Source organism: Corynebacterium sp. MSK074, from assembly GCF_030229735.1.
Lineage (GTDB): Bacteria > Actinomycetota > Actinomycetes > Mycobacteriales > Mycobacteriaceae > Corynebacterium.
Genome location: NZ_JASPIX010000003.1, coordinates 170,058 through 194,848, shown reverse-complemented (window position 1 = coordinate 194,848; position 24,791 = coordinate 170,058). Strand labels below are relative to the sequence as shown.

Here is a 24,791-nt window from a genome sequence, read left to right as displayed (position 1 = left end):
TCATGGCTGATGGCGTTACTGGTGTCGTTACCCTCTCTCCTGAAGAGGGAGAGCGAGTCCGCGGCGCGGCCGCGGGCCTGGGAAACGACGTTCAATTCGATGACATTACCCGCCCCGAACTCATGGAGGCGCGCCGTACCGGCGATATTGCCCTCGTGCACTCTTGGGAGCTCGTGACCGCCGTCGATGGCCCGGGTACCCGCATGACGATGTTCATGTCCGGCTGCCCACTGCGCTGCCAGTATTGCCATAACCCAGACACCTGGGAGATGAAGACCGGCACGCTAGAGCGGGTCGAGGATGTGGTCAAGCGCATTAAGCGTTATAAGCCAATCTTCAACGCTTCCGGTGGCGGTCTCACCATCTCCGGTGGTGAACCCCTCTTCCAACTTTCTTTCACGCGCCGCGTGCTCAAGGAAGTTCACGATGCGGGCATCCACACCACCATCGATACTGCCGGTTATCTCGGTGCGCGTTTGCGTGACGAGGACCTGGATAATATCGACCTCGTGCTTCTCGACGTCAAGTCGGGCGACGAGGAAACCTATCGGAAGGTCACTCAGCGCGAACTCCAGCCCACGCTGGACTTCGGCGACAGGCTGAACAAGATAGGCAAACCGGTGTGGATCCGCTTCGTGGTGGTGCCAGACCTCACGGACTCGCCAGAGAACGTGGAAAATGTGGCCAATATCGTGGCGCGTTGGAAATCCAACGTTGAGCGCGTTGAGGTCCTGCCTTTCCACAATATGGGCAAGGACAAGTGGGATAGCTTGGGCATGAACTACCAGCTAGCTGACACGAAGCCACCAAAGCCGGAGGATGTGGAGAAAATCCGCGACGTCTTCCGCTCGAAGGGCTTGGAAGTCTACTAGCCTGGGAGGACATGACCTCCTATCGCCGCTTCGGCCACACAATTAAAGAGCACCACCTAGAAGTCCCGTGGGATTATTCCAATCCCCACGGGACTTTTGGGCTCTACGCCCGCGAAATAATCCCGCCCGGCGGAGAGGACCTGCCCGCATTGCTCTACCTGCAGGGCGGTCCCGGTTTCCCGGCGCCTCGGCCATTGGCGCCTACGGGGCTGATTGGCAAGGCGCTAGAGCGCTACCGGGTTATCCTCATGGATCAGCGCGGCACCGGCCGCTCGCACCGCATTGATGCGCTTAGCCCGGCGGCTGAGCGCACAGCCAAGCACCTGGCGTTGCTGCGCCAGGACAATATCGTCCGCGATGCCGAGCGCCTGCGCGAGCACCTCGGACTCGAGAAGTGGTCGCTGTTCGGGCAGTCTTTTGGCGGCTTTTGCATCACCGCCTACCTATCCCAGGCGCCCGAGCGCGTCGAGCATGCTTTCTTCACCGGCGGCATCCCCACGCTGAAGGGCGCGGATGAGCTCTACCGCGCTACTTTCGGCAAGCTCAAGGCCCGCCAGCAGCGTTTCTACCGCGAATTCCCGTGGGCACGGGGCCGTATCGAGGAGATCATTTCCCACCTGGACAATTCAGATGAGCGGCTCCCTACCGGTGAGCGCCTGTCCGCGCTGCGCTTTCGTACCATCGGCATCGAGCTCGGCCGCGGCACCGGCTGTGATTCGCTGGCCTATCTGCTGGAAGAGCCCTTCCGCACCGTGGCGGGGGAGAAGCGATTGCGAGGTGATTTCCTGGCGGACGTCGGCCAGCGCGTGAGCTTTGCGGACGCTCCGTTGTACGCCGCAATCCATGAGTCAATTTATGGCGGCGCCGGTGGCCAGGCCGCTACGAACTGGGCGGCGCACCGCGTGCGCGAGGAGTTCCCCGAGTTTGCCGAGTCCGGTACGTGGTTAACCGGCGAGCACATCTTTCCCTGGCAGTTCGACGAGGACCCAGCGTTGCACGCGTTTGCCGACGCCGCCCATGGCCTCGCCCACCACGAATTCTCCCCGCCCTATGCGTTGGGCGAGGTGCCGTCTACGGCCGCGGCCATCTACGTCGATGATATTTTCGTCCCGCTCGAGGAGTCCTTGGCTACGGCCGCGCACCTGGGAGATCTGCGGCCGTGGATTAACAATGAATTCCAGCACAACGGCATCCGCGAGGATGGTGCGACCATCTTGGGGAAGCTCTTTTCGCTTATCGACGATCACTAGCATTTCGCTATTTCCTATGCGAAAATATTAGTGATCATCACGACTTTTAGGGAGACTCAATGATTGCCACCATAGTAATAGTCCTTATCCTGCTGATTATCTTGGGAACGCTCTTCGATGGTTATTTCATCGTTCGTACTCGCGAAGCTGCCATTCTGGAGCGCTTGGGCAAATTCCAAAAGGTGGCGCATGCTGGCCTGCACTTTAAGATGCCGTGGATAGACCGTGTACGCGATAAGATTTCGCTGCAGGTGCGCCAGCTGGACGTGATGGTGGAGACCAAGACGAAGGATAATGTCTTCGTGCAAATCCCTGTTGCCGTGCAGTACGAGGTAGTCCAGGGCCGCGAGCGCGAAGCGTACTACATGCTCTCCAATCACGAGCAGCAGATTGTGGCCTACGTCCAGGACAATGTTCGTTCCTCCGTAGCGAATATGAACCTAGATGATTCCTTCTCCTCCAAGGACACCATCGCCCGCAATGTTGCGGCCTCCCTGCGCGACAATATGGCCGAGTATGGCTGGAACTTTGTCAATACCTTGGTCACCGATATCCGCCCTGACTCCCGCGTGCGCGAGTCCATGAACTCCATTAACGCAGCGCAGCGCGAGCGCGAGGCGGCCGTCGCCCAGGCGGAGGCTGAAAAGATCCGCGTGGTGAAGGAGGCCGAAGGCGCAGCCGAGGCGAAGAAGCTGCAGGGTCGCGGCGTTGCCGACCAGCGTAAGGAAATCGTCGAGGGCATTGCCCAGCAGTACGAGATGCTTCGCGACGCCGGCGTGGAAGAATCCCCCGAAGCCCTCATGCTGGTCTCCCAGTACCTCGACGCTATGGTCGACGTCTCCCACAATGGCCAGGCGTCCGTTCTTTATATGCCCTCTAACCCGCAGGGGATGGGCGATCTTTTCAGCGGCATGCGCGATGTGCTCATGGCCAACCGTGCCCTTGACTCCGCCGAGGAGCCGTCCCAACGCCGTCGCCCGCAGCCTAAGAAGCCTTCCCGTGCCGAGGAAATCGAGCGCGAATCTAAGCGTCAGGCCGAACGCGCCAAGCGCGAAGCCATCGCTGCCTCCCAGCACGCTGAGCAGCAACGCTCCGAGCACCAGCAGGCAGAGCCGCACCCGCAGCAGGGCCAGCACTCCACCGCGCAGCCCCAGGCTGCACGCGAGTACTTCCAGCAGCTGCGCGAGCAACTGAAAAACGAGGACTAGTCCTGAGCATCGATAACCTCTTTGATGCCTATACCGCTCAGCGTGGCATAACCCGCCGCGCGGAGGTGATCCCCGATCACGAGTGTCAGGTCTTCGCCACCGACGACCATCCTGACTCCGACCGTGATGCGTTAAGCGCCGCGCGCGACCTTGTCCACGACGTCCTTGTGGTCGATGACACGCCGAGTAGCGCTACCTCGCAGAGGCAGCGCTAACGAACCCAGCGGACCTTGCCATTGACTCGGGCAAGGCGTCCGCGCAGCGGTGGGGCATTTGGATCATCTTGGTTGACCCCGTTGTGGTAGGGGCAGCACACGGTCAGGTTTTCCATGTTGGTCAACCCGCCATGTTTCCACGCCTTGAGGTGATGGATTTGGGCCTTGTCCGCCGGATGGTTGCACGGCGGCCACGGGCAGGTGGGATTTTCGGCGGCGGCCATCTGTCGCTGTTTCTCGGTGGCGTAGCGCGATGTGCGATATAGGTTGACTGGGCCCTTGACGGGGTGGATAAGGGTGGCTAGGCCGTGCTCGGTGAAGGTGCGCTCAACGAGCTCGGCGCCGGTAATGGTGGCGCCATTGCTAAGGCGTAGCGTGACTTCGTCGCCGTCGCCGTCCAGGATTTGGTCTAGGGCGTTGAGCGGGATGATGACGTTAGTGGTGGTGCGCGCGGAAGGTGCGCCGGTGCCGCGAAGGAGGTCGCGGAGGGAATCGAGTGGGCGGTCGGGGTCGAGCGCGGCGTCGAATTCAGCAAGGAAGGCCGAGGGCGCGGTAATCCGCATAGTCCACGGGCCGTTCGGCCGGCGAAGGAGCTGGACGCCTTCGCGGGGTGGCATGCGGCGCGGGCGAAGTTCGCGCAGGCGCTGCTTGGCGCGGCGGGCGATGTCAGAAGCCGGACCACGCAGGCGGCACAGCTCCACGCGTAGGTTCCACGCCTCACGCTTAGTGCGCACCCGGGAGACGTACTTTTCAATCAGCTTGAGCGTTACGAGGTCGTGGTGTCGGGCAGCCGCGGCTGCGTGGCGTTGCTTGCGGCTGAAGCCGGTCGGGCCGAAGTAGACTGCGGCCAGCGCGCGGAGGTCGCGGGCCTCGACATCCGGCAAGCCCAGCTCGACAAGGGCGCGCTCAGACGCGCCGTGGGCCTCGGCGAGGATGTCCATCGCCGAGGCAATATGGGTGGCATAGGCCTTAAGTGCGCTCATGGCTGCAACTTTAAGCAGAGCCGGTGGGCGAGCCGAGGCGAAGACGTCCGCAGCCTGTGGATAACTTGTTTAAGCGTCAACTGCCCCAGTGGGCCGCAATGGCAAAGAGATACGAAACGAGCATGCGCTTAATCTCTACGACCACGGCGTCAAAGTCGCCTGGGTCGCCCGCAGTTGCGTAATTGAGTTGCGAGACCACGCTGTGGATAAGGAAGCCGGCCAGGTCAATGCGTTCGTCATCGCTCATGGACGGCGCGAGTGGGGAGAGGATTTCTGACAAGGGGAAAAGCAGCTGCCGCTCGGTATCTGCGGCCGTCGCGCGGGTGGCGGGGGTGGATTGCACGGCATGCCACACGGCGCGCCGGGAGGGATCGTCGCGCCACATACGCGCCAGGTGATCGATGGTTTCATCCAACACATCGGGCCATTGCACGTCCGGGGCGCGGCGGGAGAAGCGCTCGATTTCGGCCCGGCTGGCAGCTGTGTCTTGGCGGTCGAGCTCGCAGACGAGCACGTATTTATTGGCAAAGTACTGATACAGCGTGCCGATGGGCACCCCGGCGCGGTGGGCGACCTCGTCGACGGTGAAGGATTCAAAGCCGACGTCGACAAGCACGGCGCGTGCGGCCTGCAGAATGCGCTCGAAGCGCTCGCGACTGCGCGCCTGCGCTGGCCGACGCCGCGGTAGCAGAATCTCTCCCACGTGCTAGCTTAGCCCCATCATCACGCGGGCGACGTGGCCGGTGGCCTTGACGTTGTAGTGCGTTTGGCCGATGGTGCCATCCGGCTCGACCAAGAAGGTGGAGCGGATTACGCCCTGGACGACCTTGCCGTAGTTCTTCTTCTCACCAAACGCGCCGTAGGCGGTCATGACAGACCTATCCGGATCCGAAAGCAGCGGGAAGTTCAGCTCGTGGTCCGCGCGGAACTTCGCCAGCGCCTCCGGCTTATCGGGTGAGATACCCACGACGGCGATATTGAGATCATTGAGATGTTCCAGGGAATCGCGGAAATCGCAGGCTTCCTTGGTGCAGCCCGGGGTATTGGCGCGGGGGTAGAAGTAGACCAGTACGCGCTGGCCTGCGTAATCGGCGAGGGAAACGGTGTTTCCGGCGTCGTCGGCAAGCGCAAAGGCAGGGGCGGTATCTCCAACATTCAAACGGTTTTCAGTCATGGTTTCCACCTTACTTACCGCCCGGGCTGCACGCTTTTGGGCCGGCGGGGTAGAATGACCCCGTTAAGAGCGAACCTAAGTTAAGAGGAGAACTTCGTGGCACGCAACATTGAAGACATTCAGCGCGATATCGAGCGCACCCGCCGCCAGCTGGCCGGCACCCTGGACGAGCTGGCACAGCGCAGCAAGCCGCAGAACTTTGCCAACGAGGCTAAGACCGCGGCCACCGATAAGCTGCAGGACCGCAACGTGCAGATGGCCTTGGGCGGCGTCGGCGCTGCTGTGGTTGGCCTCATTGCTTTCTCGGTCTTCCGCTCTCGCCGCCGCAAGAGCGACTTGAAGGAGCTGCAGCGCCTGCTGTCCGAGCGCCACTAATTATGGAAGTCCCCGCACACCGCGGGGACTTTTTTCGTAGGCTGGGTTGGGATGAAGACACCAATCCCTTTTTATTTGCAGGAAATCCTCACTAAGGTGCGCGATAATCGCGACGGCGCCGTGGCGGATTATATTCCGGAACTGGCCAAGGCGGAGCCCGAATACCTTGGCGCCGCGATGTGCACCACCACCGGCCACGTCTATTCCGCGGGCGATGATGAGGTGGAATTTACCCTTCAGTCCCTGTCCAAGCCTTTTGTCTACGCACTAGCGCTACAGGAGCTGGGACTATCTGCGGTGCGCGAGATTGTGGGTATGGAGCCTTCGGGCGAGGCCTTCAACGAGCTTTCGCTCAACCGAGATGACCATCGGCCGGTCAACCCGATGATTAATGCGGGCGCGATTGCGGTCACGCAGCTGATTAATGGCGTGGATTCGGAGCCTGCCGCACGCGTGGAGCGCCTACGCACCTATTTTTCGCGCCTGGCGGGACGCGATTTGCTTATCGACGACGCCATGCGGTCCTCCGAGCTGGAAGTCAGCGAACGTAACCTCTCGCTGGCGCACATGTTGCGCAATTACGACATCATCCAGGACGAGGCACATGATGCGGTGTCAACATATATTGAGCAGTGCTCGATTGTGGTGACGGTGCGGGACTTGGCCGTGATGTCGGCAACGTTGGCGAATGGTGGCGTGCAGCCGGTGACGGGCGACAAGATTTTGGATGCGGATGTGTGCCGGTTGACGCTATCGGTGATGAGCTCGGCCGGCATGTACGACGGCGCCGGCCGATGGATGGCCGAGGTGGGTATCCCGGCGAAGTCGGGCGTTTCAGGTGGCCTGCTGGGCACGCTGCCGGGCCAGTTGGGCGTGGCGACATTCTCGCCGCGGCTTAATAAAGAAGGTAACTCGGTACGCGGTGTGGATGCGTTCAAGCTGTTGTCGAAGGACATGGGCCTGCACTTGATGTCTACAGACGAGCGCTATGGCGTGAACCCGGTGCGCAAGGTGGAGCAGGATGCGGAGCTGACCGTGATCTATCTGCAGGGCTTGATTAACTTCAACGCGGCCGAGACTATCTTGTACGAGCTGATGGAGTCAGATTTTGGCGAGGGCACGGTGGTGCTCGAGCTATCACATATTACGGGCACGAACCGCATGGGTCGACGCATGCTGAAGGAGGGGCTGCGCCGAATTCGCGAGTCTGGCTTTGATATCGCCATCGTGGATCCGGATGGGGAGCTGGAAGATCGCACCATGTCGGACGGCACGGAGGTGCCGAAAGGCGAGCCGGAGGACTACACCATCAACGGCGAACCTGTTTAGGTTTGGGTTGCCTTAGTTAATCAGGTTAGGATGTCCTATGTAAGGCTCATCGCGGCTGCCGCGAGGGCATCCAACGACCAAGGACTAAAAATGGCTCATACCCCCTTCAAGGTGATGGCGGTTGTGGCGGCGTCGGCAACCGCACTCGTCGGCTGCGGCGCAGCTGAGGAAGTAACTGGCGGCTCCAGCGGCGATGCTGAGTTCTCCTTCACCGATATCATCGGCCGTGACGTGGAACTGGATAAGGCTCCCGATCGTGTGATTTTGGGGGAGGGCCGATCGATTTTTGCTACCGGTGTACTCGACCCCGATAATCCACTGGACAAGGTCGTTGGCATCGGAACGGATCTCAAGCAGAACGTGCCCGATTACTACAACGCACTGGAAAAGGAGCTGCCCTCCGTTAACGAGGTTCCGGAGATTGGTGGCTTCACCAAGGGCGACGTTACCGTGGAAAAGCTTGTGAGCCTAGACCCGGACCTCATTGTCCTCTCGCTGGATCAATATGATGCCTCTCGCGAAGCTGGTCTGACCGACAAGATGGACCAAGCTGGCTTGAAGTATGCGGTCACCGATTTCCGCCGCGACCCGCTGGAGAATACGCCCAAGACTATGGACATCTTCGGCGAGATCTTTGGCCAAGAGGATCGCGCTGAGGAATTTAACTCGGATTGGCAAAAGACCGTGGATTTGGTCGAGGACCGCGCAGAGAAGGTAAAAGATAAACCAAAGACTTTCGTTTGGAGAGCAGCAGGTGTGTCCGATTGCTGCGGTTCCTGGAACGATTCCAATATTTCCCAGCTGGTCAACGCGGCCGGTGGCGAGAATATCGGCGATAAAGTCATTCCGGGCGAGTCTGGCACAATCACCCCGGAAAAGGTCCTGGAATCTGACCCGGATATGATCATCGCCACCGGTGGCGATTGGTCCGAGATGAAGGACGATGAAGGCCACCCTGTCGGATACGCTGCAGTGGGTTACGGCATTGATGAAAAGGAAGCCAAGGGCAGCATTGCGAAGCTTCCGGAGAAGCAAGCCGGCTTCGATAAGCTGCGGGCGGTTAAGGAGCATCACCTGCACAGCATGTGGCACCAGTTCTATAATTCGCCGTTTAACTACCTGGCACTGCTGCAGGTAGCGGAGTGGATCGACCCGGAGGCGTATGCCGATATGGACGTCGCCAAGCAGTGGATGGATGCGCAAGAAAAGTACTCGCCGGTCTCTGGTGAGGGAACCTTCTTTAGCACCAACTAATGGAGGGTGCAGAGGTAGCCGCCCTCGCGCGGCAACATAAGAAGTTAACCTGGCAACGCATAGGCATCGTTGCGGGCCTGACCCTGATTGCGGCCGCCGCATTTGTCATTAGCAACTTCGTCGGTGCAATTGATATCAGTCCGGGCGAGGTAATAAAGGGCATTGTGAATCCCGCGGGTCTGGAGGACCAGACGCGCACGGTGCTGTGGCAACTGCGCCTGCCTATGGCCGTGATGGCCGTGCTTATCGGTATGGCCTTGTCCTTGGCCGGCGCGGAGATGCAGACCATCCTCAATAACCCGCTAGCCGAGCCGTTTACCCTCGGCATTTCTGCGGCCGCCGCGTTTGGCGGCGCCACCTCCATCGTGCTCAAGTGGCAGCTGATTGCGCAGCCGCAGTTCAACCTGGCGCTGATGGCGTGGCTTGCTGCCGCGGTGGCTACGGCCATTATTGTTATCGCGGCCGTCATCCGTGGCGCGAAGGCAGAAACCATGGTGCTGCTGGGCATCGGCTTGGTGTTCTTCTTCCAGGCCATGCTGGCGCTTATCCAGTACCAGTCCTCGGCCGAGGCGCTGCAACAGATCGTCTTTTGGTCCATGGGCTCTCTTACCCGCGCCAATTGGGCGGCCAACGGCGTGCTGGCGGCCGTGCTGATTATCGCCCTGCCCATTCTGTGGGCGCTGGGCTGGCGCCTTACTGCCTTGCGGCTTGGCGATGCCCGCGCCACCGCCATGGGCGTTAATACCTCCCGCCTGCGCATCGTGGTGCTCATCGTCGTGTCGCTCGTCGCGGCGACGACCGTGGCCTTTGCCGGCATCATCGGTTTCATTGGTCTGGTCGGCCCGCATATTGCCCGCATGCTGGTGGGCGAGGACCAGCGCTACTTCTTGCCGGCCTCCATGGCGGCGGGCGCGGCCGTGATGTGTGCCGCGCATGCGGTGAGCCTGATGATTAAGCCGGGCCTGGCTATTCCCATTGGCATTGTTACCTCGCTTCTGGGCGTGCCATTCTTTATTGCCATCGTCATGACCCGAAGGAGGGCATTGTGGACGTAGAACTGACTATTTCCGGGCTGAGTGCGGCCTATGGCAAGCACCGCGTACTGGAATCCGTGGATGTGGAAAAACTCCACGGCGGGCAGCTGGTGGGCCTGTTGGGGCCGAATGCCTCCGGCAAGACCACACTTATCAAGTCCCTGGCCGGCGTCCACCGCGGCTGCCAGGGCGAAGTGGATTTTCGCGTCGATGGCACGGCACCGCGCGGCAAGCGCCGCCGGCAGCTCATCGGCTACGTGCCGCAGGATCTCACGAGCACGGCCGCGCTGCGGGCGTTTGAGGCCGTGCTGATCTCTGCGCGCCGTGAAGCCTGCGAGGACCCGATTACGCGCACCGGTGAGGTGCTGCACTCGCTGGGGCTGGATGCGATTGCCTCGCGCTACCTCAACGAGCTTTCCGGCGGCCAGCGCCAGCTGGTGGCGGTGGCGCAGATGTTGGTGGGCAACCCAGGCCTGATGCTTCTCGACGAACCTACCTCCGCCCTCGATCTGCACCACCAGATCTTCGTGCTGGACGAGGTGCGTGCCAAGGCGAAGCGCGACGGCAGCCTGGGCTTGGTGGCCATCCACGATATTAACCTGGCTGCGCGCATGTGCGACCAGCTGGTAGTGCTCAAAAAGGGCCATATTCGCGCCCAGGGCAAACCTTCGGACGTTCTCACGGGGGAGCTCGTGGAAGGTGTGTATGGGGTAGAGGCGGACGTCGTCCAGCATGGCGGCGCTCCACTCATTGCCCCGCTGCGGGTGAGATAACAAAAAGGCCGGGCTATTGCCCGGCCTAATTTTTTAACTTAAATTTTTAAGTGGTGCGCCATCAGGGAATCGAACCCCGAACCCACTGATTAAGAGTCAGTTGCTCTGCCAATTGAGCTAATGGCGCATTGTTGACTTCCTGCCGTGTGGCTCTCTGTGCAACGAGTAGATACTCTAGCAGCCATTCTTGAAAAGTGTAAAATCGCCTGGTTATGGCGTGTTTTTAGGGGTCTATAACGAATTGGTTAATGCCTGAAGTGGCTTCTGGTAATTGCTGGAGTGAGACGCTAATCTAAATTGGTCTTTGAAAGCAGCAATTACGTGTCTAAGGGCAACTCAGTGAAACATTCCCTCCCTATTGCGCGCCGCCTCATCGCGGCCGCGGGCGTTGCGTGCATTTCCCTAGCCGCCGCCTCCTGCTCCTCTGATTCCTCTGCCGAGGATCAAACCGCTGACCAAGAATCCACCGCCGCCGCGAGCGCGAGCGGCGCGAAGGATGGTGACAAAGAGTCTGACAAGAAAAAGGGCGGCCTCTCGGCTTCCGTGAAAGACGGTGCGCAGAACGTGGATCCGTCTAAGCCCGTCACCGTGGAGACCACGGGCAAGCTCAAGAGCGTCACCATGACCAATGAAATGGGCGTGGAAGTCAAAGAAAAGCTCTCGAAGGATGCCAAGACATGGTCTACGGCGGAGGACTTGGGCTATAACCACACCTATTCCATCGTGGCCTCCGATGTGGATGGCAACAAGAAGAACCTCAGCTTTTCCACCCCGCAAGCAGCGGGCGTTGCCGAGGTCTCGCTTACCCCTATCCCTGACTCTGAGGTGGGCGTAGGCCAGGTCATTGGTGTGAATTTTGGTGTGCCGATTACGGACCGCAAGGCGGCCGAGAAGACCATTACTGTGACCACCAACCCTGAGGTTAAGGGCGCTTTCTACTGGGTCAATAACCAGGAGGTGCGCTGGCGTCCAAAGGAATACTGGGAGCCTGGCACCAAGGTTGAGGTGAAGGTAGACCAGTACGGCAAGGACCTAGGCGGCGGAATTTACGGCGGCGAGAACGCCAAGACCAATTTCACCATCGGTGACCGCACCGTGGCGATTATCGATAACGCCACCAAGACCATGAAGGTCTTCAAGAATAAGAAGTTCTTGCGTGCCATCCCGGTCTCGCTCGGCCGCGATTATCAGTACGATACGCCAAACGGGCGCTACATCATTGGCGATGAGCACCCGCAGCTGCTGATGGACTCCGAGACCTTCGGTCTTTCCCGCTCCGCGGGTGGCTACCGCACGATGGTGGACTGGGCTACCCAGATGTCCTATTCCGGCATCTATGTTCACTCCGCTCCGTGGTCCGTATGGGCGCAGGGCAATACCAATACCTCGCACGGCTGCATTAACGTGACGCCGGAGGCTGCCCAGTGGTTCCAGGAGACGATGAAGCGCGGCGACGTGGTGCGCGTATTCAATACCTACGGTGAAACGCTTAATGCGATGGACGGCCTGGGTGACTGGAATATGTCCTGGGACGAGTGGTCCAAGGGCAACGCGGACGCCAATCAGTAGCGCCCACGAGCAGCGCAGGCGATGAGCGCATGGCTACAGTGGTGGCCATGCGCTTTTCTGTTTTAGACCGCGGGGCGGCCGGGCCGTTGGACCAGGTAGCTGAGCACGCGCGGCATGTGGAGCGGCTTGGTTTCCGGCGCTTTCTGGTGGCCGAGCACCACGGTGTGCCGGGAATTCCGGCGGGGCAGCCGGGGATGTTGGCGGCTCACGTGGCGGCGCACACGCAGCGCATTCGGGTGGGCACGGCCGGAATCATGCTGTTAAATCATCCGCCGTTTCTGGTGGCCGAGCAGATTAATCTTCTCGAGGCGCTGTATCCCGGGCGAATCGATATTGGAATTGGTTCCTCTGTCGGCTTTACCGGCCCGGTGCGGCGGGCACTGCGCCAGGGTGAACCGGCTGAAGTGAAGCAGCGCTTTGCGGCGGAGCTGGCGACGCTGTTGCGCTACCTGCGCGGCGAGGAGGCGGTGACGGTGCGGCCGGAGTATGCGGGCACTCCGATCTACGTGTTGGCGGGCTTTCGCTCAGCCATGGTTGCGGCCAAGATGGGGCTCGGCGTCATCTTGGGTGGTCCGGTGGCCACGCAGGAGGCGGCCGCGCGGGTGTATCGGGAGCATGCGCTTGCCGACGCCCCACCTATCATCTCCTCGCTCAATATCGCCGTTGCCGATATGTCCGCGGCCGCCCGTGATCTGTTGTTACCGGAGGCCTATGCCAAGGTACTCGCGCAATCCACCGGCGAGTTCGGGGCCCTGCGGCCTGCAGGAGAGCTGGACATGGATGCACTGACGGGGCAGCAGCGCCGGCGCATTGAGGCGGCCCTGGCTCATGACGTGTGGGGAACGGTAGGGGAAGTGGGGGAGGGACTTAGGGACGTCGGCAAGCGGCTGGGCGTGAGCGAGTTTGTGGTGACCGGAGACATGCCAGATGTGGACGGTCGGGCCCGTTCGGAGGAGCTGCTGGCGAGCCTGCAGGTGGAAAACTGAAAAAGCCCGAGCGCAAGGCTCGGGCACTTGGGGTGGCTGACGGGACTCGAACCCGCGACACCCAGGATCACAACCTGGTGCTCTACCAGCTGAACTACAGCCACCATCGCTGCGTGAAAGCAACGAGATATAGGTTAACTCACGCCGCCTAAATTACAAAAACGCCTGGTAATCTGCGGTGGTTTCGGCCTTGATCTCCTCCGCCTCGGGGGAGGTGGGGCCCTCGTCGGTGCGGAAGACGCTGCGGCGGTAGAAGTCCAACTCGCGGATGGATTCGATGATGTCCTGTAGTGCGCGGTGGGCCATGCCCTTATCGGGCTGGTTGAAGTAAGCGCGCGGGTGCCACCGGCGGGCAAGCTCTTTGATGGTGGAGACGTCGATCATGCGGTAGTGCAGGGCGCTGTCGAGCCGCGGCATATAAGCGCGGATGAAGGTGCGATCCGTGGCGATGGAATTGCCGGCTAGGGGAGCGGGGTGCTCGGGATCGCAATGCTCATTGATGAGCGCGAGTACGGCATCCTCGGCTTCTCCGATGGAGGTGGTGGACTCGCGGATTTCCTTATCCAGCCCGGACTTAGCGTGCATCTGCGTGACAAAGGAATCCATCTGTGCCAGCTCATCCTCGGTGGCGTGGACGACGAGGTCGATGCCTTCGCCCAGGATGTTGAGGTTGCCATCGGTGATGACGGCAGCGAACTCAACAATGACGTGGCGCTCGGGGTCGAGGCCCGTCATCTCCAAATCGATCCAGACGAGGCGGTCGTGTTTTGCGGCTATCTCGGAATGTGGCATGCGGCCCATTCTACGCCCGCGTGCTTTTACCCCTGTATGGGGTACGAGCCGGGCTGCCCTTGAGGGGTGATTACTACTGGACAACGCGACCTTTCGGAAAGTGTGGCACTGTTCTGCATAAAATTTATTGGTGATTTGCCTCACTTGTAGATGTGAGTTAGGGCATACTCTGGTTAATCGCTCTTCATTCGGGAGGTGCGACAGACTTAGGAGAGACCAGATGGCAAACTTTCTCGATGCCCTCAATACCGCAATTTGGTCCCCCGTCTTGGTGTTTTTATGCCTCGGCGCGGGTATTTATTTCACCGTGGTGACACGCGGCCTGCAGGTGCGCTGCATCCCGGACATGCTCAAGCAGATAGTTAACGGAGAAAAGTCCGCAGATGGCGTTTCTTCCTTCCAATCCTTGATGGTCTCGCTCTCCGGCCGCGTGGGCGTGGGCAATATCGCCGGCGTGGCCACAGCCATCGCCTTCGGTGGGCCAGGCGCCGTGTTCTGGATGTGGGCAGTGGCGCTTTTGGGCTCGTCCACCTCGTTCATCGAATGTACGTTGGCGCAGATTTACAAGGAAAAGGATCAGGACACCGGTGAGTACCGCGGAGGGCCCGCGTACTACATCGAAAAGGCCTATAAGCACACTAAGGCCGCGCCTTTCATGGTGGTCTATGGCATCGTGTTCGCCGTCGCCATGATCTTGGCTACCAGCTACTTCTTGCCTGCCATCCAGGCCAATGCGGTGGCCGCTGCGGCCGATACCGCGTGGGGGATCAACTCCACCTGGGCGGCCGTCGTCCTCGCGGGCATCCTGGCCATCATCATTATTGGTGGTGTCAAGCGCATTGCGAACTTCGCCACCATTGTCGTGCCCTTTATGGCGCTCATTTATATCGTGATTTCCGTGGTGGTCATGTGCATGAACTTCTCCCAGATTCCGGAGGTCTTCGGGCTCATCTTCAGGTCCGCATTCAATATGGAAGCCGGATTCTCCGGCATGTTGGGCGCGGCCATCATGTGGGGTGTTAAGCGCGGCATCTACTCCAATGAGGCCGGCCAGGGTACCGGCCCGCAGTCTGCTGCGGCCGCCGAGGTTTCCCACCCCGCTAAGCAGGGCTTCGTGCAGTCTTTCGCGGTGTACGTCGATACGCTTTTTGTCTGCTCGGCTACCGCGTTCATGATTATTTCTACGGACATGTACACCGTCTTCCGCGGCAGCTCCGAGGATGGTGAAGTGGTCTACAATGGCTCGCTTCCTGATGGCGTTGAGGTCGGCCCTGGCTACGTGCAGTCCGGCCTCGATAGCGTCTTTGCCGGTTGGGGCCCAACTTTCATCGCCGTCTCCATTGCCTTCTTCGCCTTTACCACGGTCCTGGCGTACTACTACATGTCCGAAGTAAACCTGACCTACTTCAACCGTTGGGTCCGCTCCCGCACGGCCCGCCGTAGCCTGATTTGGGTCCTGCGCGCGCTGATTATTGTTTCCGTCGTGGTGGGCGCCACCACCACCCCGGGTGCGGCGTGGGCGCTGGGCGATATTGGCGTCGGTACGACGGCATGGCTCAATATTATCGCCATCCTCTTCCTGCAGGTTCCTGCCATCAAGGCACTCAAGGACTACGAAAAGCAGAAGAAGGCCGGCAAGGATCCGCAGTTCGACCCAGAAGCTGTGGGCATTAAGAACGCGGACTTCTGGGTCGAGCGCAAACGAGCACGCGGCGAGGGCAGCGTGCTCAAAGACAAGGACTTAGAAGGCGCTGGGTCCTAGCCCATCTTGGCGTAGAAGCTGCCTACCAGCGGTGCAATCACCGGGGTGGGCAGCACCTGGCTGAGGGTATTCATCGCCTTAGAAAGCGGGCCGGGCACCACGCGGCGCTGATTGCGGCGCATGGCCTCGATGGTTTCTTGGGAGCACGACTCGTAGGTGGTCCACAAAAAGTCCGGGACCACCTTGTCCACGATCGACTGGTCCTCCTCTGCGATGGTGGCTTCGCGCACGGGGCCGGGGGCGAGCAGGGTGCACGAGACGCCGGAGCCCTTAAGCTCATAGTGCAGGGCCTCCGTAAACGCATTGACGCCCGCCTTGGTGAAAACGTAGGTGGCGTTATTAGGGATGGGGATATTGCCCGCGGCAGAGCCGACATTGCAAATGGCGCCGCTGCGGCGAGGCAGCATCTGCTCCAAGGCGGCTCGCGTGAGGTGGTGGACGGCAGTTCCGTTGAGCTCGAACTGTGTCGTCTCGTACGACCAGTCCTGGTCCATGAAGGGGCCGAAGCTGGCGATGCCGGCGGAGTTGACCAGGATCGACACCTCGCGGGTGGCGATGGTCTCGGCCACGCGGGCGACGTCGTCAGCCACCGCTAGATCCGCCGGCAGGGCAATGGCCTCGATACTATGGCGCTGCTCGAGCTCGGCGGCGATGGACTCCAGGAGCTCGCGGCGGCGGGCCACAAGGATAACGTTATAGCCCAGGGCTGCGAAATCTTGCGCCATGGCCTTGCCAATGCCTTGGCTGGCGCCCGTAACGAGGGCGTAGGACGTTCGGGAAGGAGCGGGAAGTGACATGGTTAAGCCTTTCCGGAGTGGGGGCATGGTGAGTCCTAGCGTAAACAAAAAGCCCTGAAGCGGCGAGAAACTCGGCGCCTCAAGGCTTTCGCGCGGTGCCCCCAGCAGGATTCGAACCCGCGACACATGGGGTAGAAACCCACTGCTCTAATCCACTGAGCTATGGGGGCTTACAACGCACTTATAGTAGCCCACGAGGGCGGCGAAACCTAAGCCAGGGTGCGCTGCGGCGAGCGCAGGATGTCCACCAACTCTTGGGCGGCTGCGGTCAGCTCGCGATCCGTGCGGTAGGCCGCGATGGCGTAGTAGCGGGGTAGGTCATCAGCAATCGGGCGGGTGATGATGCCGTGTGGCTGCACAGCAGGTGCGCAATTGGGCACGATGCTGACGCCGAGACCACTGGAGACCATAGGAATCGCGCTATTGAGGCTGGCGACCTCCTGGGTCTTTTCCGGCTTGAGGCCCGGGCGGCTATTCCATAGGTCTTGATAGAACTCGGCTAGTTCAGGAAGTTCGCGGCTGCGCGGTGGGACAAGCCATGTTTCCTTCTTCAGGTCAGCGAGGGAGACGGGGGATTCCAACTCGGCGAGGCGCTGGGGAAGGGCGACGGAGTAATCGAACGTGGCCACCTGGTGGACGGTGAGCTCGGGGGAGTAGCGGCGAATGAAGGCCTTCGGATCGGACGTCGGCAAGAGCGCTAGGTCCACCTGGCCATCCAGTAGGTGCTTGATAGCGGTAGCCGGCTCGGCGTCATCCAGCGAGATATTGGCGGTGGGGTAAATCCGCTTGAGCTCAGCGAGGGCGGCAGGGATAAATTCCCAGTTCAAAATGGCGCCGGAGGCGAGGGATACGGTGCTGGCCTTGTCGCCGGTGATTTCGCTGATATGGCGCTGGGTTTCGCTCAACAACGCATCAACCTTGACGGCCGTTTCGTAGACATAATCGCCAGCCTCAGTGGTGGAGACACCGGAGCGACCGCGTGAGAGTAGCTGAGCGTTTAGCTCCTTCTCTAGCTTCCGGATGGAAAGGCTCAGAGATGGCTGGGTCATATCGAGGGATTCGGCAGCGTGCGTGAAGGAGCCATGGTCTACAACGGCGCGAAAATAAAGAAGTTGACGGGTGTCCATAAGGTCCATGATGGCACATGTAAAGACAAAATGGGTGTTATGTGAGAAACCAGGTCGCGCTATACAATGCGCACTATGGCAAATGAGCAGGTTAACAGTGTGAACGCGGCGGGTAAGAAGCCCCGCCCTTCCTGGGGAATTTATATCGCAGCGATGCTTATTGCCGGCCTGATTGCCGGTTTTATTTCGCTGTTCCTTTTAGCCGATTCCCTGGCGGCCCTGGGTATCCCGGATCCCGGTCGCATAACTACCTTTGGCCTGCCACTCTTTCGTGGCATGGCGTGGGTGCTTATGGCTTTGTCCGTGGGCTCATTCTTGGCCTCGTCGTTCCTCATTGCACCGCGCGGGGACAATGCCACGCTTATCGATGCCCCCTTGTCCGTCGACGGCCACATCGCCGCCCGCACCGGTACGTGGGCTTCCTTTGGTGTGGCGGCCGTGGGTCTCGTGGAAATTCCACTCATTATGTCCGACCTCACCGGCGCGCCCTTTTCCCAGGTATTCGAGCCTTCCATCATGAAAATGGCGCTGACGGAAATTTCCACCACCATCGTGTGGGCAATCTCCGTACTCATCGCTCTCGTAGTGGGCATTCTCGGTCTCGTGGGCCGCGGCTGGTCCATGCAGCCGGTCCTGCTTTTCTTGTCCATAATGCAGGTCGTACCAATTGGCATGGAAGGCCACTCCGCGGCGGGCGGCGACCATGATTACGGCACCAATTCGCTCCTGTGGCACTTGGTCTTTGTCATGCTTTGGGTAGGCGGGCTTATGGCGCTAATCGCCCATGGTCGGCGCCTTGGCCCCAACCTCGCCTTTGCGGTGAAGCGCTACTCCGGCATCGCCTTTATGGCGATTGTTGTCTTGGCAGTATCGGGCTTGATTAACACGCTCATCCGCATGAATATCTCCGATCTGGTGGATTCCGCGTACGGAATCATTCTGATTACCAAGTTCGTGCTGACGATTTTGCTGGGCATTTTCGGCCTTGCTCACCGCGAGCTCACCATCCCGCAGCTGGGCAAGAATCCGCGCCTTTTCCTTCGCATTGCCATCGTGGAAGTAGCGGTCATGGCCGCCACTATTGGCGTAGCCATCACGCTGGGCCGCACTGTGCCCCCGGCGCCGCGCGATCCCAACCTCAACTCGATGCAGATTCTGATGGGATATGAGCTGTTTGAAAAGCCCACGGTGCTCAACGTGTGGACCATGTTCCGCTTTGACATCATGTTTGGCACCATTGGCCTGCTTTTGGCTGCGGCCTATGGCTACTGTGTCTACCGCGTGCACAAGCGCGGCCTGACCTGGAGTAAGGGGCGTACCGCATGGTTTATGTGCGGTGCGCTGGGCCTGACCCTTGTGATGTCTACCGGTATGGGCCTCTACATGCCGGCGATGTACTCCATGCACATGTTGGTGCACATGATTTTGTCGATGGCAATACCGCTCCTGCTCGTTCTGGGTGCGCCACTGACCCTGCTCATGGAGGCCTTTGAGGCAGGGCCGAAGGGAAAACCCAGCCTGCACGACTATGCGCTGGCGGCCACCCAGTCCAAGATCGTCGCGTTTATTACCAATCCGTTTGTCAACCTCGTGCAGTACCTATTTTTCCTCTACGTGCTGTATTTGTTCCCCGGCCTATATCAATTCGCTATTTCCGAGCACGCCGGCCACCTCATTATGAACTTTGCGTTTATCATCTCCGGCTGCTTCTACTTCTGGGAAATCATCGGGCCGGATCCGCTTCCCAAGCGCCACTCCACCCCGTTCCGATTGGCCGTGCTGTTCCTTTCCATGCCATTCCACCTCTTTGCCGGCGTGTACCTGATGCAGCTGCAAAGTGTGTTGGGTGCAGACTTTTACCAGTATTTGGACTTGCCCTGGGACCAGGATCTGCTCCAAGACCAACGCGTGGGCGGCGGCATCGCGTGGGGCTTTGGTCAGTTCCCGCTGGTTATCGTCTTTGGCAAGCTCTTCCTGGATTGGCTCAGCGATGATCGTGCTACCGCCCGCCGCCACGATATGCAGGCGGATGCGGACGATGATGCCGAATTGGAACGCTATAACGCAATGCTGCAGGATATGGGCCACGGCGATGAATCGAGCTTCCGCGGGCGCTAGCCTGTGGATAACCGGCCCAAAATCGCCCCCAAACCCGAGTTTTGTTGACGGGTACAACAAGTTATTCACAAGGTAGGGGTTGCCGGCATGGTGCGGCTTGCGCGCCGGTATCAGGATGTGGAAGCGAGCGAGGAAAACCGAACTCGCCTATCCAACTATCCAGCAAAGGATTTTCTAGCACCATGTCCCAATACCCAATTACCTTGACCGGTCGCCTTACTCGCGATCCCATCCTGACCAAGACTTCAACTGGGGCCTATAAGGCCAAACTGCGCGTAGCTTCCTCGCGCCGAATTCCGGACCGTCAGGTCGATGCCGGCGCCAATGATCCGGAAGGACACAACTCCAAGGCCCCGCAGTGGCGCGACGTAGACCACCTCTACATCGATGTCGAAATGTGGAATCAATTCGCCATCAATGTGCGCAAATCCCTGGCTAAAGGCATGCCGCTGGTCATCGTGGGCTCCTTAGTGACAGAACAATGGCGCGATGACCAGGGCACCGATCACTTCCGCACATTCATTAAGGCGCAGTACGTGGGCCTGGATCTGAACCGCCACGTTATCGGTACGAAGCGGCTCGCTCCGCAGTACAACCAGGAAAATATTGCGGTCCCAGAACTGGGGGACAATGCCATCGAACCGGACGTGGACCACAGCCTGCCGCCGCAGCAGACGGGGCAGGGAGATACCGCTGCCGATACCGCAGCGGACCGCTATCTAGCTGAACGAGCCGCACCTGGACGCGGTGGGGAAGAAGATACTTTCGACGCCGAAGTGGAAGAGGAGGCTGCCGAGGCAGAATCCGCCCCAGTAAACGCATAAACGTTTCCTCCCCGGCTTGATCGCCTCGGGTGTACCTGACCCGAGGCACTTGGGCGGTGGTTCTGATGTAGTGTTTGTGTAGATAAATACGTCTCCCAAATTTTTGCAAAGGGGTAAAAGTGGGCGAATTCATCTACACGATGAAAAACGTGCGCAAGGCAATTGGCGATAAAGTCATCCTTGACGATGTAACAATGGCGTTCTACCCAGGTGCCAAGATTGGTGTGGTCGGCCCTAACGGTGCCGGTAAGTCCTCCATTCTGAAGATTATGGCCGGCCTGGACCAGCCTTCCAATGGCGAGGCTTTCCTGGATCCGGGTGCCACCGTGGGCATCCTGCAGCAGGAGCCGCCGCTCAATGACGAGAAGACCGTGCGCGGCAATGTCGAAGAGGGCTTGGGCGATATCTTTGAAAAGAAGCAGCGCTTCGAGCAGATCGCCGAGGAAATGGCCACCAACTACAGCGACGAGCTCATGGAAGAGATGGGCAAGCTGCAAGAAGAGCTGGACGCCGCCGATGCTTGGGAGGTTGACTCCAAGATCGAGCAGGCAATGGAAGCTTTGCGTTGCCCGCCTTCCGACGCCCCAGTGACCAACCTTTCTGGTGGCGAGCGCCGTCGTGTAGCGCTGGCTAAGCTCCTGCTCACCGAGCCGGACCTGCTGCTGCTCGACGAGCCTACGAACCACCTGGACGCCGAGTCCGTGCAGTGGCTGGAGAAGCACTTGGCCGATTACCCGGGTGCAGTCTTGGCCGTGACCCACGACCGCTACTTCCTCGACCACGTCGCGGGCTGGATCTGTGAGGTTGACCGCGGCAAGCTCTATCCATACGAGGGCAACTACTCCACCTACCTGGATAAGAAGCAGGAGCGCTTGGAGGTTGCCGGCAAGAAGGACGCGAAGCTGCGCAAGCGCTTGAAGGACGAGTTGGAGTGGGTTCGCTCCGGTGCAAAGGCCCGCCAGGCCAAGAACAAGGCTCGTCTGGAGCGCTACGAGGAGATGGCAGCCGAGGCCGAGAAATACAAGAAGCTCGACTTCGAAGAGATCCAGATTCCTACCCCGCCGCGCTTGGGTAATAAGGTTGTGGAAGTCAAGGACCTGCAGAAGGGCTTCGATGACCGCGTCCTGATTAAGGACCTCTCCTTCACCCTGCCGCGCAACGGCATCGTGGGCGTTATCGGCCCGAACGGCGTGGGTAAAACCACCCTGTTTAAGACCATCGTTGGCCTGGAGCAGCCGGATGCCGGTTCCGTCGAGGTGGGCGATACCGTCAAGCTGTCCTACGTGGACCAGAACCGTGAGAACATCGACCCTGAGGCAACCGTCTGGGAGGTTGTCTCCGGCGGCCTAGATTACATTCACGTCGGCCAAAACGAGATGCCTTCGCGTGCTTACCTGTCCGCGTTCGGCTTCAAGGGCCCAGATCAGCAGAAGCCATCCAAGGTGCTTTCCGGTGGTGAGCGCAACCGCCTGAACTTGGCGCTGACCCTGAAGGAGGGCGGCAACCTGATCCTCCTTGACGAGCCGACCAACGACTTGGACGTGGAAACCCTCGGCTCGCTGGAAAACGCGCTGGAGAAGTTCCCGGGCTGCGCCGTGGTCATTTCCCACGACCGCTGGTTCCTGGACCGCACCTGTACCCACATCCTGGCCTGGGAGGGCAATGTGGAAGAAGGCCAGTGGTTCTGGTTCGAGGGCAACTTCGGCGACTATGAGAAGAATAAGGTCGACCGCCTCGGTGAAGAGGCAGCTCGTCCTTCTCGCGTGACCCACCGCAAGCTGACCCGCTAAGTAGCTGAAGCCTTTATTGAGGAGAATGATGGCAACCCCAAGTGTGCACACGTATCGTATTCAAACCCGCTGGTCGGACTTTGATATGTACGGCCACATGATGAACGCAAACTACATCGAGCTCGCCCAGGAAGCGCGCTTGGCCTTTGCGAAGGAGCATATCTATTCCAAGGGCCTTGACTTCATCGCATTCGTGCGCCACCTCGATGTGGACTTCCTTCGCCCGATGGAGTTTAAGGACACCACTACGGTGGAGGTAGAAACTACCATTTCGCAGATTGGCACGACCTCGTTTACCACTACCCAGCAGGTCAAGGATGACCAAGGGGAAGTCGCGGCAACTGTGGAGTGCGTGCAGGTAGTCATCGACCGTCAGCAGCAGACTCCTCGTCCGCTGACGGACCAGGAAAAGGATATTCTGCACAATACCGCTGCCAACTAGCAGCGGAGCAGAGCACAGATTAGAAAGGCAGGGCCCGAAGGCATGGTCACCGAGACTCTAGAAATTGGAAGCGGTGGACCTGGCCTTCGGGCCCTTGTCACGCGCGCAGCTGGCTTGGACGCGGGCGCTTCGGTGCGGCTGCGCCAGCTGACTGACGACGTCGTCGATGTCTTCGTTACCACCCCCTTCGAGGTGGTTGCCTCCCGCCGCGTCCAAGGCGTCGCTTCCCGCGATGGAGCTGTGGTTTCTGCTGCCACGCTCGCAGATCAGCTCAAAGAGCATGAATCTAGCGGCATGTTAGATTTGGGTCCTGCCCGCGATCCATCGTGGCCGGGAGCATTGCCGCCGGCGACTGGCTACAGTGTGGTCGATACCTTGCCAGTTACCGTTGTTCGTGAACTTTCCGATAAAGGTCAGCAACTGACCCGGCAATTTTCTGGCCCCATGGGCCCGCCGTCCAGCTTGTTGAATCAGACCGTAGTCACGGTGGAAGGCGATGGCGCCACGGTGGAAATTCCCATGCGCATGATCTTTGCCTGCACCAACCTGGGGCTTATTCCTGGATTTTCCGCCCCGATGGATGTGCCGCGGCACCTGCGGGTGGCCCAGCTGGGTCGTTGGGTGCGACTCGACGCCCCATTTGGCAGCATTTACCGTTCTACCCGCTTGTCCTTGTTCTAGCCTTCGCCGCCAGGGCACATACCCCTGGTGTTCAACAAACTCGGCGTGCCGGCGCCCCATAATGGGCGACATTGCCCGAAAAGTAGTCTGTCTTAGGGGGAGGGGGATCCTGGGGTGGTGGCGCCCGAATCCTTGTGAACAGCGTGTTTAACCGGGGCGTTGGAGTAATGCTACCCCCGCAGTGTGAATTAGTTAGCAGAGCGCCGCGCGCAAACGTGTCCTGCGTTACTCTTACATGGTCGATGTAATTTCCTGCACCCACAAGGAGACTATGTAATGCGTATTGCTGTGCCGAAAGAAATCATGAATAACGAGAATCGCGTGGCTCTTACCCCGAGCGGCGCGCAGACCCTCGTTCAGGATGGTCACGAGGTCCTCATTGAGACCGGTGCCGGTGAAGGCGCTTCTTTCCCGGACTCCGAGTACGAGGCCGCGGGTGCCAGCATCGTTGGCACTGCGGAAGATACCTGGGCACAGGCAGAGCTGCTGTTGAAGGTGAAGGAGCCGCTCGAGGCTGAGTACCAGTACCTGCGCCCAGACCTCACCGTCTTCACCTACCTGCACCTTGCGGCGGACCGTCCGCTGACTGAGGCACTTGTCGACGCCAATACCACCGCCATCGCCTATGAGACGGTCACCGACCGCCACGGCACCCTGCCGCTTCTCACCCCGATGTCCCAGGTGGCTGGCCGCCTTGCTGCCATCGAAGGCACCCATCACCTGCTGTCCACCCAGGGTGGCCGTGGCCTGCTGGTCTCCGGTGTTCCGGGCACCCAGCCGGCACGCGTCGTAGTTATCGGTGGTGGCCAGGTTGGCGCGTCCGCTGTAGCTATGGCCCACGGTCTGCGCGCCGAGGTGACGGTGTTGGACCTCGATCCGCACGTTCTCCAGCGCTTCGATGATCAGTACGCTGGTGGCGTGCGCACCCTGATTTCCGATCCGGCCACGATCGATAAGGAACTGCAGGAAGCCGACCTCGTCATCGGTGCCGTACTTATTCCGGGTGCCGCCGCGCCGAAGCTGGTGCGTGAGGAGACCGTAAAGAAGATGAAGAAGGGCGCGGTGCTCGTCGACGTGGCTATCGACCAGGGCGGTTGCTTCGAAAACTCCAAGAAGACCTCCCACGATGACCCCACCTTCAAGGTGCATGACACCCTGTTCTATTGCGTGGCGAATATGCCGGGTGCGGTGGCCAATACCTCCACCCGCGCGTTGTCTTCTGCGACCCTGCCGTATATCCGCGCGGTAGCCAATGACAGCCTGGATGCCGCTATCAAGCGCTTCCCAGGTCTGGAAGGCGGCGTCATGACCCGCGGTGGCCGTCTGGTTTCCGAGCCTGTGCGTAAGGCCTTTGACTGGGAAGACTAGTCTCCCCCTGCATAGTCTGCGCTAGATACACCACAAGCCCGGCTCCCCGCTAGAAACGGGGCCCGGGC

At 60.0% G+C, this 24,791-nt stretch carries 23 protein-coding genes and 3 tRNA genes; 17 read left to right on the top strand and 9 right to left on the bottom strand.

Annotated features, from left to right (window positions below; all coding sequences use genetic code 11):
* Positions 1 to 2: 2 nt before the first annotated feature.
* Genes pflA through QP965_RS04745 form a run of 3 tightly spaced genes read left to right on the top strand, consistent with a single transcriptional unit; the run spans position 3 to position 3,330 of the window.
* Positions 3 to 872, top strand: a complete 870-nt coding sequence (pflA, locus tag QP965_RS04755) for a pyruvate formate-lyase-activating protein (RefSeq protein WP_284816028.1) — start codon at positions 3 to 5, stop codon at positions 870 to 872.
* Between the two features lie 11 nt (positions 873 to 883).
* The gene (locus QP965_RS04750; RefSeq protein ID WP_284844170.1) at positions 884 to 2,122 is read left to right on the top strand and encodes an alpha/beta fold hydrolase; all 1,239 of its coding nucleotides are present in this window, start codon (positions 884 to 886) and stop codon (positions 2,120 to 2,122) included.
* Positions 2,123 to 2,181: 59 nt separating this feature from the next.
* Positions 2,182 to 3,330, top strand: a complete 1,149-nt coding sequence (locus tag QP965_RS04745; protein ID WP_284816026.1) for an SPFH domain-containing protein — start codon at positions 2,182 to 2,184, stop codon at positions 3,328 to 3,330.
* Positions 3,331 to 3,541: 211 nt separating this feature from the next.
* Here the strand turns inward: QP965_RS04745 and QP965_RS04740 are convergent, their stop codons facing one another.
* The 3 genes from QP965_RS04740 to bcp all read right to left on the bottom strand — a co-directional run bounded on the left by QP965_RS04740 (position 3,542) and on the right by bcp (position 5,702).
* Positions 3,542 to 4,528: an HNH endonuclease signature motif containing protein gene (locus QP965_RS04740; RefSeq protein WP_284816024.1), complete on the bottom strand. Its 987-nt coding sequence runs from the start codon at positions 4,526 to 4,528 to the stop codon at positions 3,542 to 3,544.
* Positions 4,529 to 4,604: 76 nt separating this feature from the next.
* Positions 4,605 to 5,231, bottom strand: coding sequence for a TetR/AcrR family transcriptional regulator (locus tag QP965_RS04735; protein WP_284767081.1), 627 nt, complete (start codon positions 5,229 to 5,231; stop codon positions 4,605 to 4,607).
* Between the two features lie 3 nt (positions 5,232 to 5,234).
* Positions 5,235 to 5,702: a thioredoxin-dependent thiol peroxidase gene (gene bcp / locus QP965_RS04730; RefSeq protein ID WP_284844171.1), complete on the bottom strand. Its 468-nt coding sequence runs from the start codon at positions 5,700 to 5,702 to the stop codon at positions 5,235 to 5,237.
* A 96-nt stretch (positions 5,703 to 5,798) separates the two neighbouring features.
* Here bcp and QP965_RS04725 point away from each other — a divergent pair, with 96 nt between their 5' ends.
* The 5 genes from QP965_RS04725 (at position 5,799) to QP965_RS04705 (ending at position 10,467) form a co-directional block, all read left to right on the top strand.
* A complete protein-coding gene (locus tag QP965_RS04725; RefSeq protein WP_005323988.1) occupies positions 5,799 to 6,077 on the top strand; it encodes a DUF3618 domain-containing protein in 279 nt (92 codons plus the stop codon).
* Positions 6,078 to 6,128: 51 nt separating this feature from the next.
* Positions 6,129 to 7,406 (top strand): glutaminase, encoded by a 1,278-nt coding sequence (locus QP965_RS04720; RefSeq protein ID WP_204611101.1) that lies wholly within the window; start codon positions 6,129 to 6,131, stop codon positions 7,404 to 7,406.
* A gap of 90 nt (positions 7,407 to 7,496) precedes the next feature.
* Positions 7,497 to 8,660, top strand: a complete 1,164-nt coding sequence (locus QP965_RS04715; RefSeq protein WP_284844172.1) for an ABC transporter substrate-binding protein — start codon at positions 7,497 to 7,499, stop codon at positions 8,658 to 8,660.
* Positions 8,660 to 9,715 (top strand): FecCD family ABC transporter permease, encoded by a 1,056-nt coding sequence (locus QP965_RS04710; RefSeq protein WP_049377258.1) that lies wholly within the window; start codon positions 8,660 to 8,662, stop codon positions 9,713 to 9,715. The genes QP965_RS04715 and QP965_RS04710 overlap by 1 nt, the downstream gene beginning before the upstream one ends.
* On the top strand, positions 9,706 to 10,467 hold the full coding sequence (locus tag QP965_RS04705) for an ABC transporter ATP-binding protein (protein ID WP_284767084.1): 762 nt from the start codon (positions 9,706 to 9,708) through the stop codon (positions 10,465 to 10,467). The genes QP965_RS04710 and QP965_RS04705 overlap by 10 nt, the downstream gene beginning before the upstream one ends.
* A gap of 51 nt (positions 10,468 to 10,518) precedes the next feature.
* On the opposite strand, the gene QP965_RS04700 is transcribed toward QP965_RS04705, so the two are convergent.
* Positions 10,519 to 10,594 (bottom strand) — tRNA-Lys (locus QP965_RS04700).
* 212 nt (positions 10,595 to 10,806) lie between these two features.
* On the opposite strand from QP965_RS04700, the gene QP965_RS04695 reads away from it, so the two are divergent.
* Positions 10,807 to 12,036, top strand: coding sequence for a L,D-transpeptidase (locus QP965_RS04695; protein ID WP_284844173.1), 1,230 nt, complete (start codon positions 10,807 to 10,809; stop codon positions 12,034 to 12,036).
* 29 nt (positions 12,037 to 12,065) lie between these two features.
* Positions 12,066 to 13,022: an MsnO8 family LLM class oxidoreductase gene (locus QP965_RS04690; protein WP_284844174.1), complete on the top strand. Its 957-nt coding sequence runs from the start codon at positions 12,066 to 12,068 to the stop codon at positions 13,020 to 13,022.
* 28 nt (positions 13,023 to 13,050) lie between these two features.
* Here QP965_RS04690 and QP965_RS04685 read toward each other — a convergent pair.
* Positions 13,051 to 13,126, bottom strand: a tRNA-His gene (locus QP965_RS04685).
* Between the two features lie 49 nt (positions 13,127 to 13,175).
* On the bottom strand, positions 13,176 to 13,823 hold the full coding sequence (gene orn, locus QP965_RS04680) for an oligoribonuclease (RefSeq protein ID WP_284844175.1): 648 nt from the start codon (positions 13,821 to 13,823) through the stop codon (positions 13,176 to 13,178).
* A gap of 211 nt (positions 13,824 to 14,034) precedes the next feature.
* Between orn and QP965_RS04675 the strand changes: the two genes are divergently transcribed.
* Positions 14,035 to 15,576, top strand: a complete 1,542-nt coding sequence (locus QP965_RS04675; RefSeq protein WP_284844176.1) for an alanine/glycine:cation symporter family protein — start codon at positions 14,035 to 14,037, stop codon at positions 15,574 to 15,576.
* On the opposite strand, the gene cmrA is transcribed toward QP965_RS04675, so the two are convergent.
* From cmrA to QP965_RS04660, 3 genes are all read right to left on the bottom strand, one after another.
* Entirely contained in the window at positions 15,573 to 16,373 is an 801-nt protein-coding gene (cmrA, locus tag QP965_RS04670; RefSeq protein ID WP_225746516.1) for a mycolate reductase, read from the bottom strand. The genes QP965_RS04675 and cmrA overlap by 4 nt on opposite strands.
* Before the next feature lie 96 nt (positions 16,374 to 16,469).
* Positions 16,470 to 16,543 (bottom strand) — tRNA-Arg (locus tag QP965_RS04665).
* 39 nt (positions 16,544 to 16,582) lie between these two features.
* A complete protein-coding gene (locus QP965_RS04660) occupies positions 16,583 to 17,500 on the bottom strand; it encodes a LysR family transcriptional regulator (RefSeq protein WP_284844177.1) in 918 nt (305 codons plus the stop codon).
* Between the two features lie 66 nt (positions 17,501 to 17,566).
* Between QP965_RS04660 and QP965_RS04655 the strand changes: the two genes are divergently transcribed.
* The 6 genes from QP965_RS04655 (at position 17,567) to ald (ending at position 24,723) form a co-directional block, all read left to right on the top strand.
* The gene (locus QP965_RS04655; protein ID WP_284844178.1) at positions 17,567 to 19,618 is read left to right on the top strand and encodes a bifunctional copper resistance protein CopD/cytochrome c oxidase assembly protein; all 2,052 of its coding nucleotides are present in this window, start codon (positions 17,567 to 17,569) and stop codon (positions 19,616 to 19,618) included.
* A 182-nt stretch (positions 19,619 to 19,800) separates the two neighbouring features.
* Positions 19,801 to 20,442 (top strand): single-stranded DNA-binding protein, encoded by a 642-nt coding sequence (locus tag QP965_RS04650; protein WP_284844179.1) that lies wholly within the window; start codon positions 19,801 to 19,803, stop codon positions 20,440 to 20,442.
* Between the two features lie 119 nt (positions 20,443 to 20,561).
* The gene (gene ettA, locus QP965_RS04645) at positions 20,562 to 22,232 is read left to right on the top strand and encodes an energy-dependent translational throttle protein EttA (protein WP_204611117.1); all 1,671 of its coding nucleotides are present in this window, start codon (positions 20,562 to 20,564) and stop codon (positions 22,230 to 22,232) included.
* Positions 22,233 to 22,257: 25 nt separating this feature from the next.
* On the top strand, positions 22,258 to 22,674 hold the full coding sequence (locus QP965_RS04640) for an acyl-CoA thioesterase (RefSeq protein WP_150851297.1): 417 nt from the start codon (positions 22,258 to 22,260) through the stop codon (positions 22,672 to 22,674).
* Positions 22,675 to 22,716: 42 nt separating this feature from the next.
* Complete coding sequence (locus QP965_RS04635; protein WP_284844180.1) at positions 22,717 to 23,355, top strand: DUF8185 domain-containing protein; 639 nt, start codon at positions 22,717 to 22,719, stop codon at positions 23,353 to 23,355.
* Between the two features lie 276 nt (positions 23,356 to 23,631).
* Positions 23,632 to 24,723: an alanine dehydrogenase gene (gene ald, locus QP965_RS04630; protein WP_005324009.1), complete on the top strand. Its 1,092-nt coding sequence runs from the start codon at positions 23,632 to 23,634 to the stop codon at positions 24,721 to 24,723.
* Positions 24,724 to 24,791: the final 68 nt, after the last annotated feature.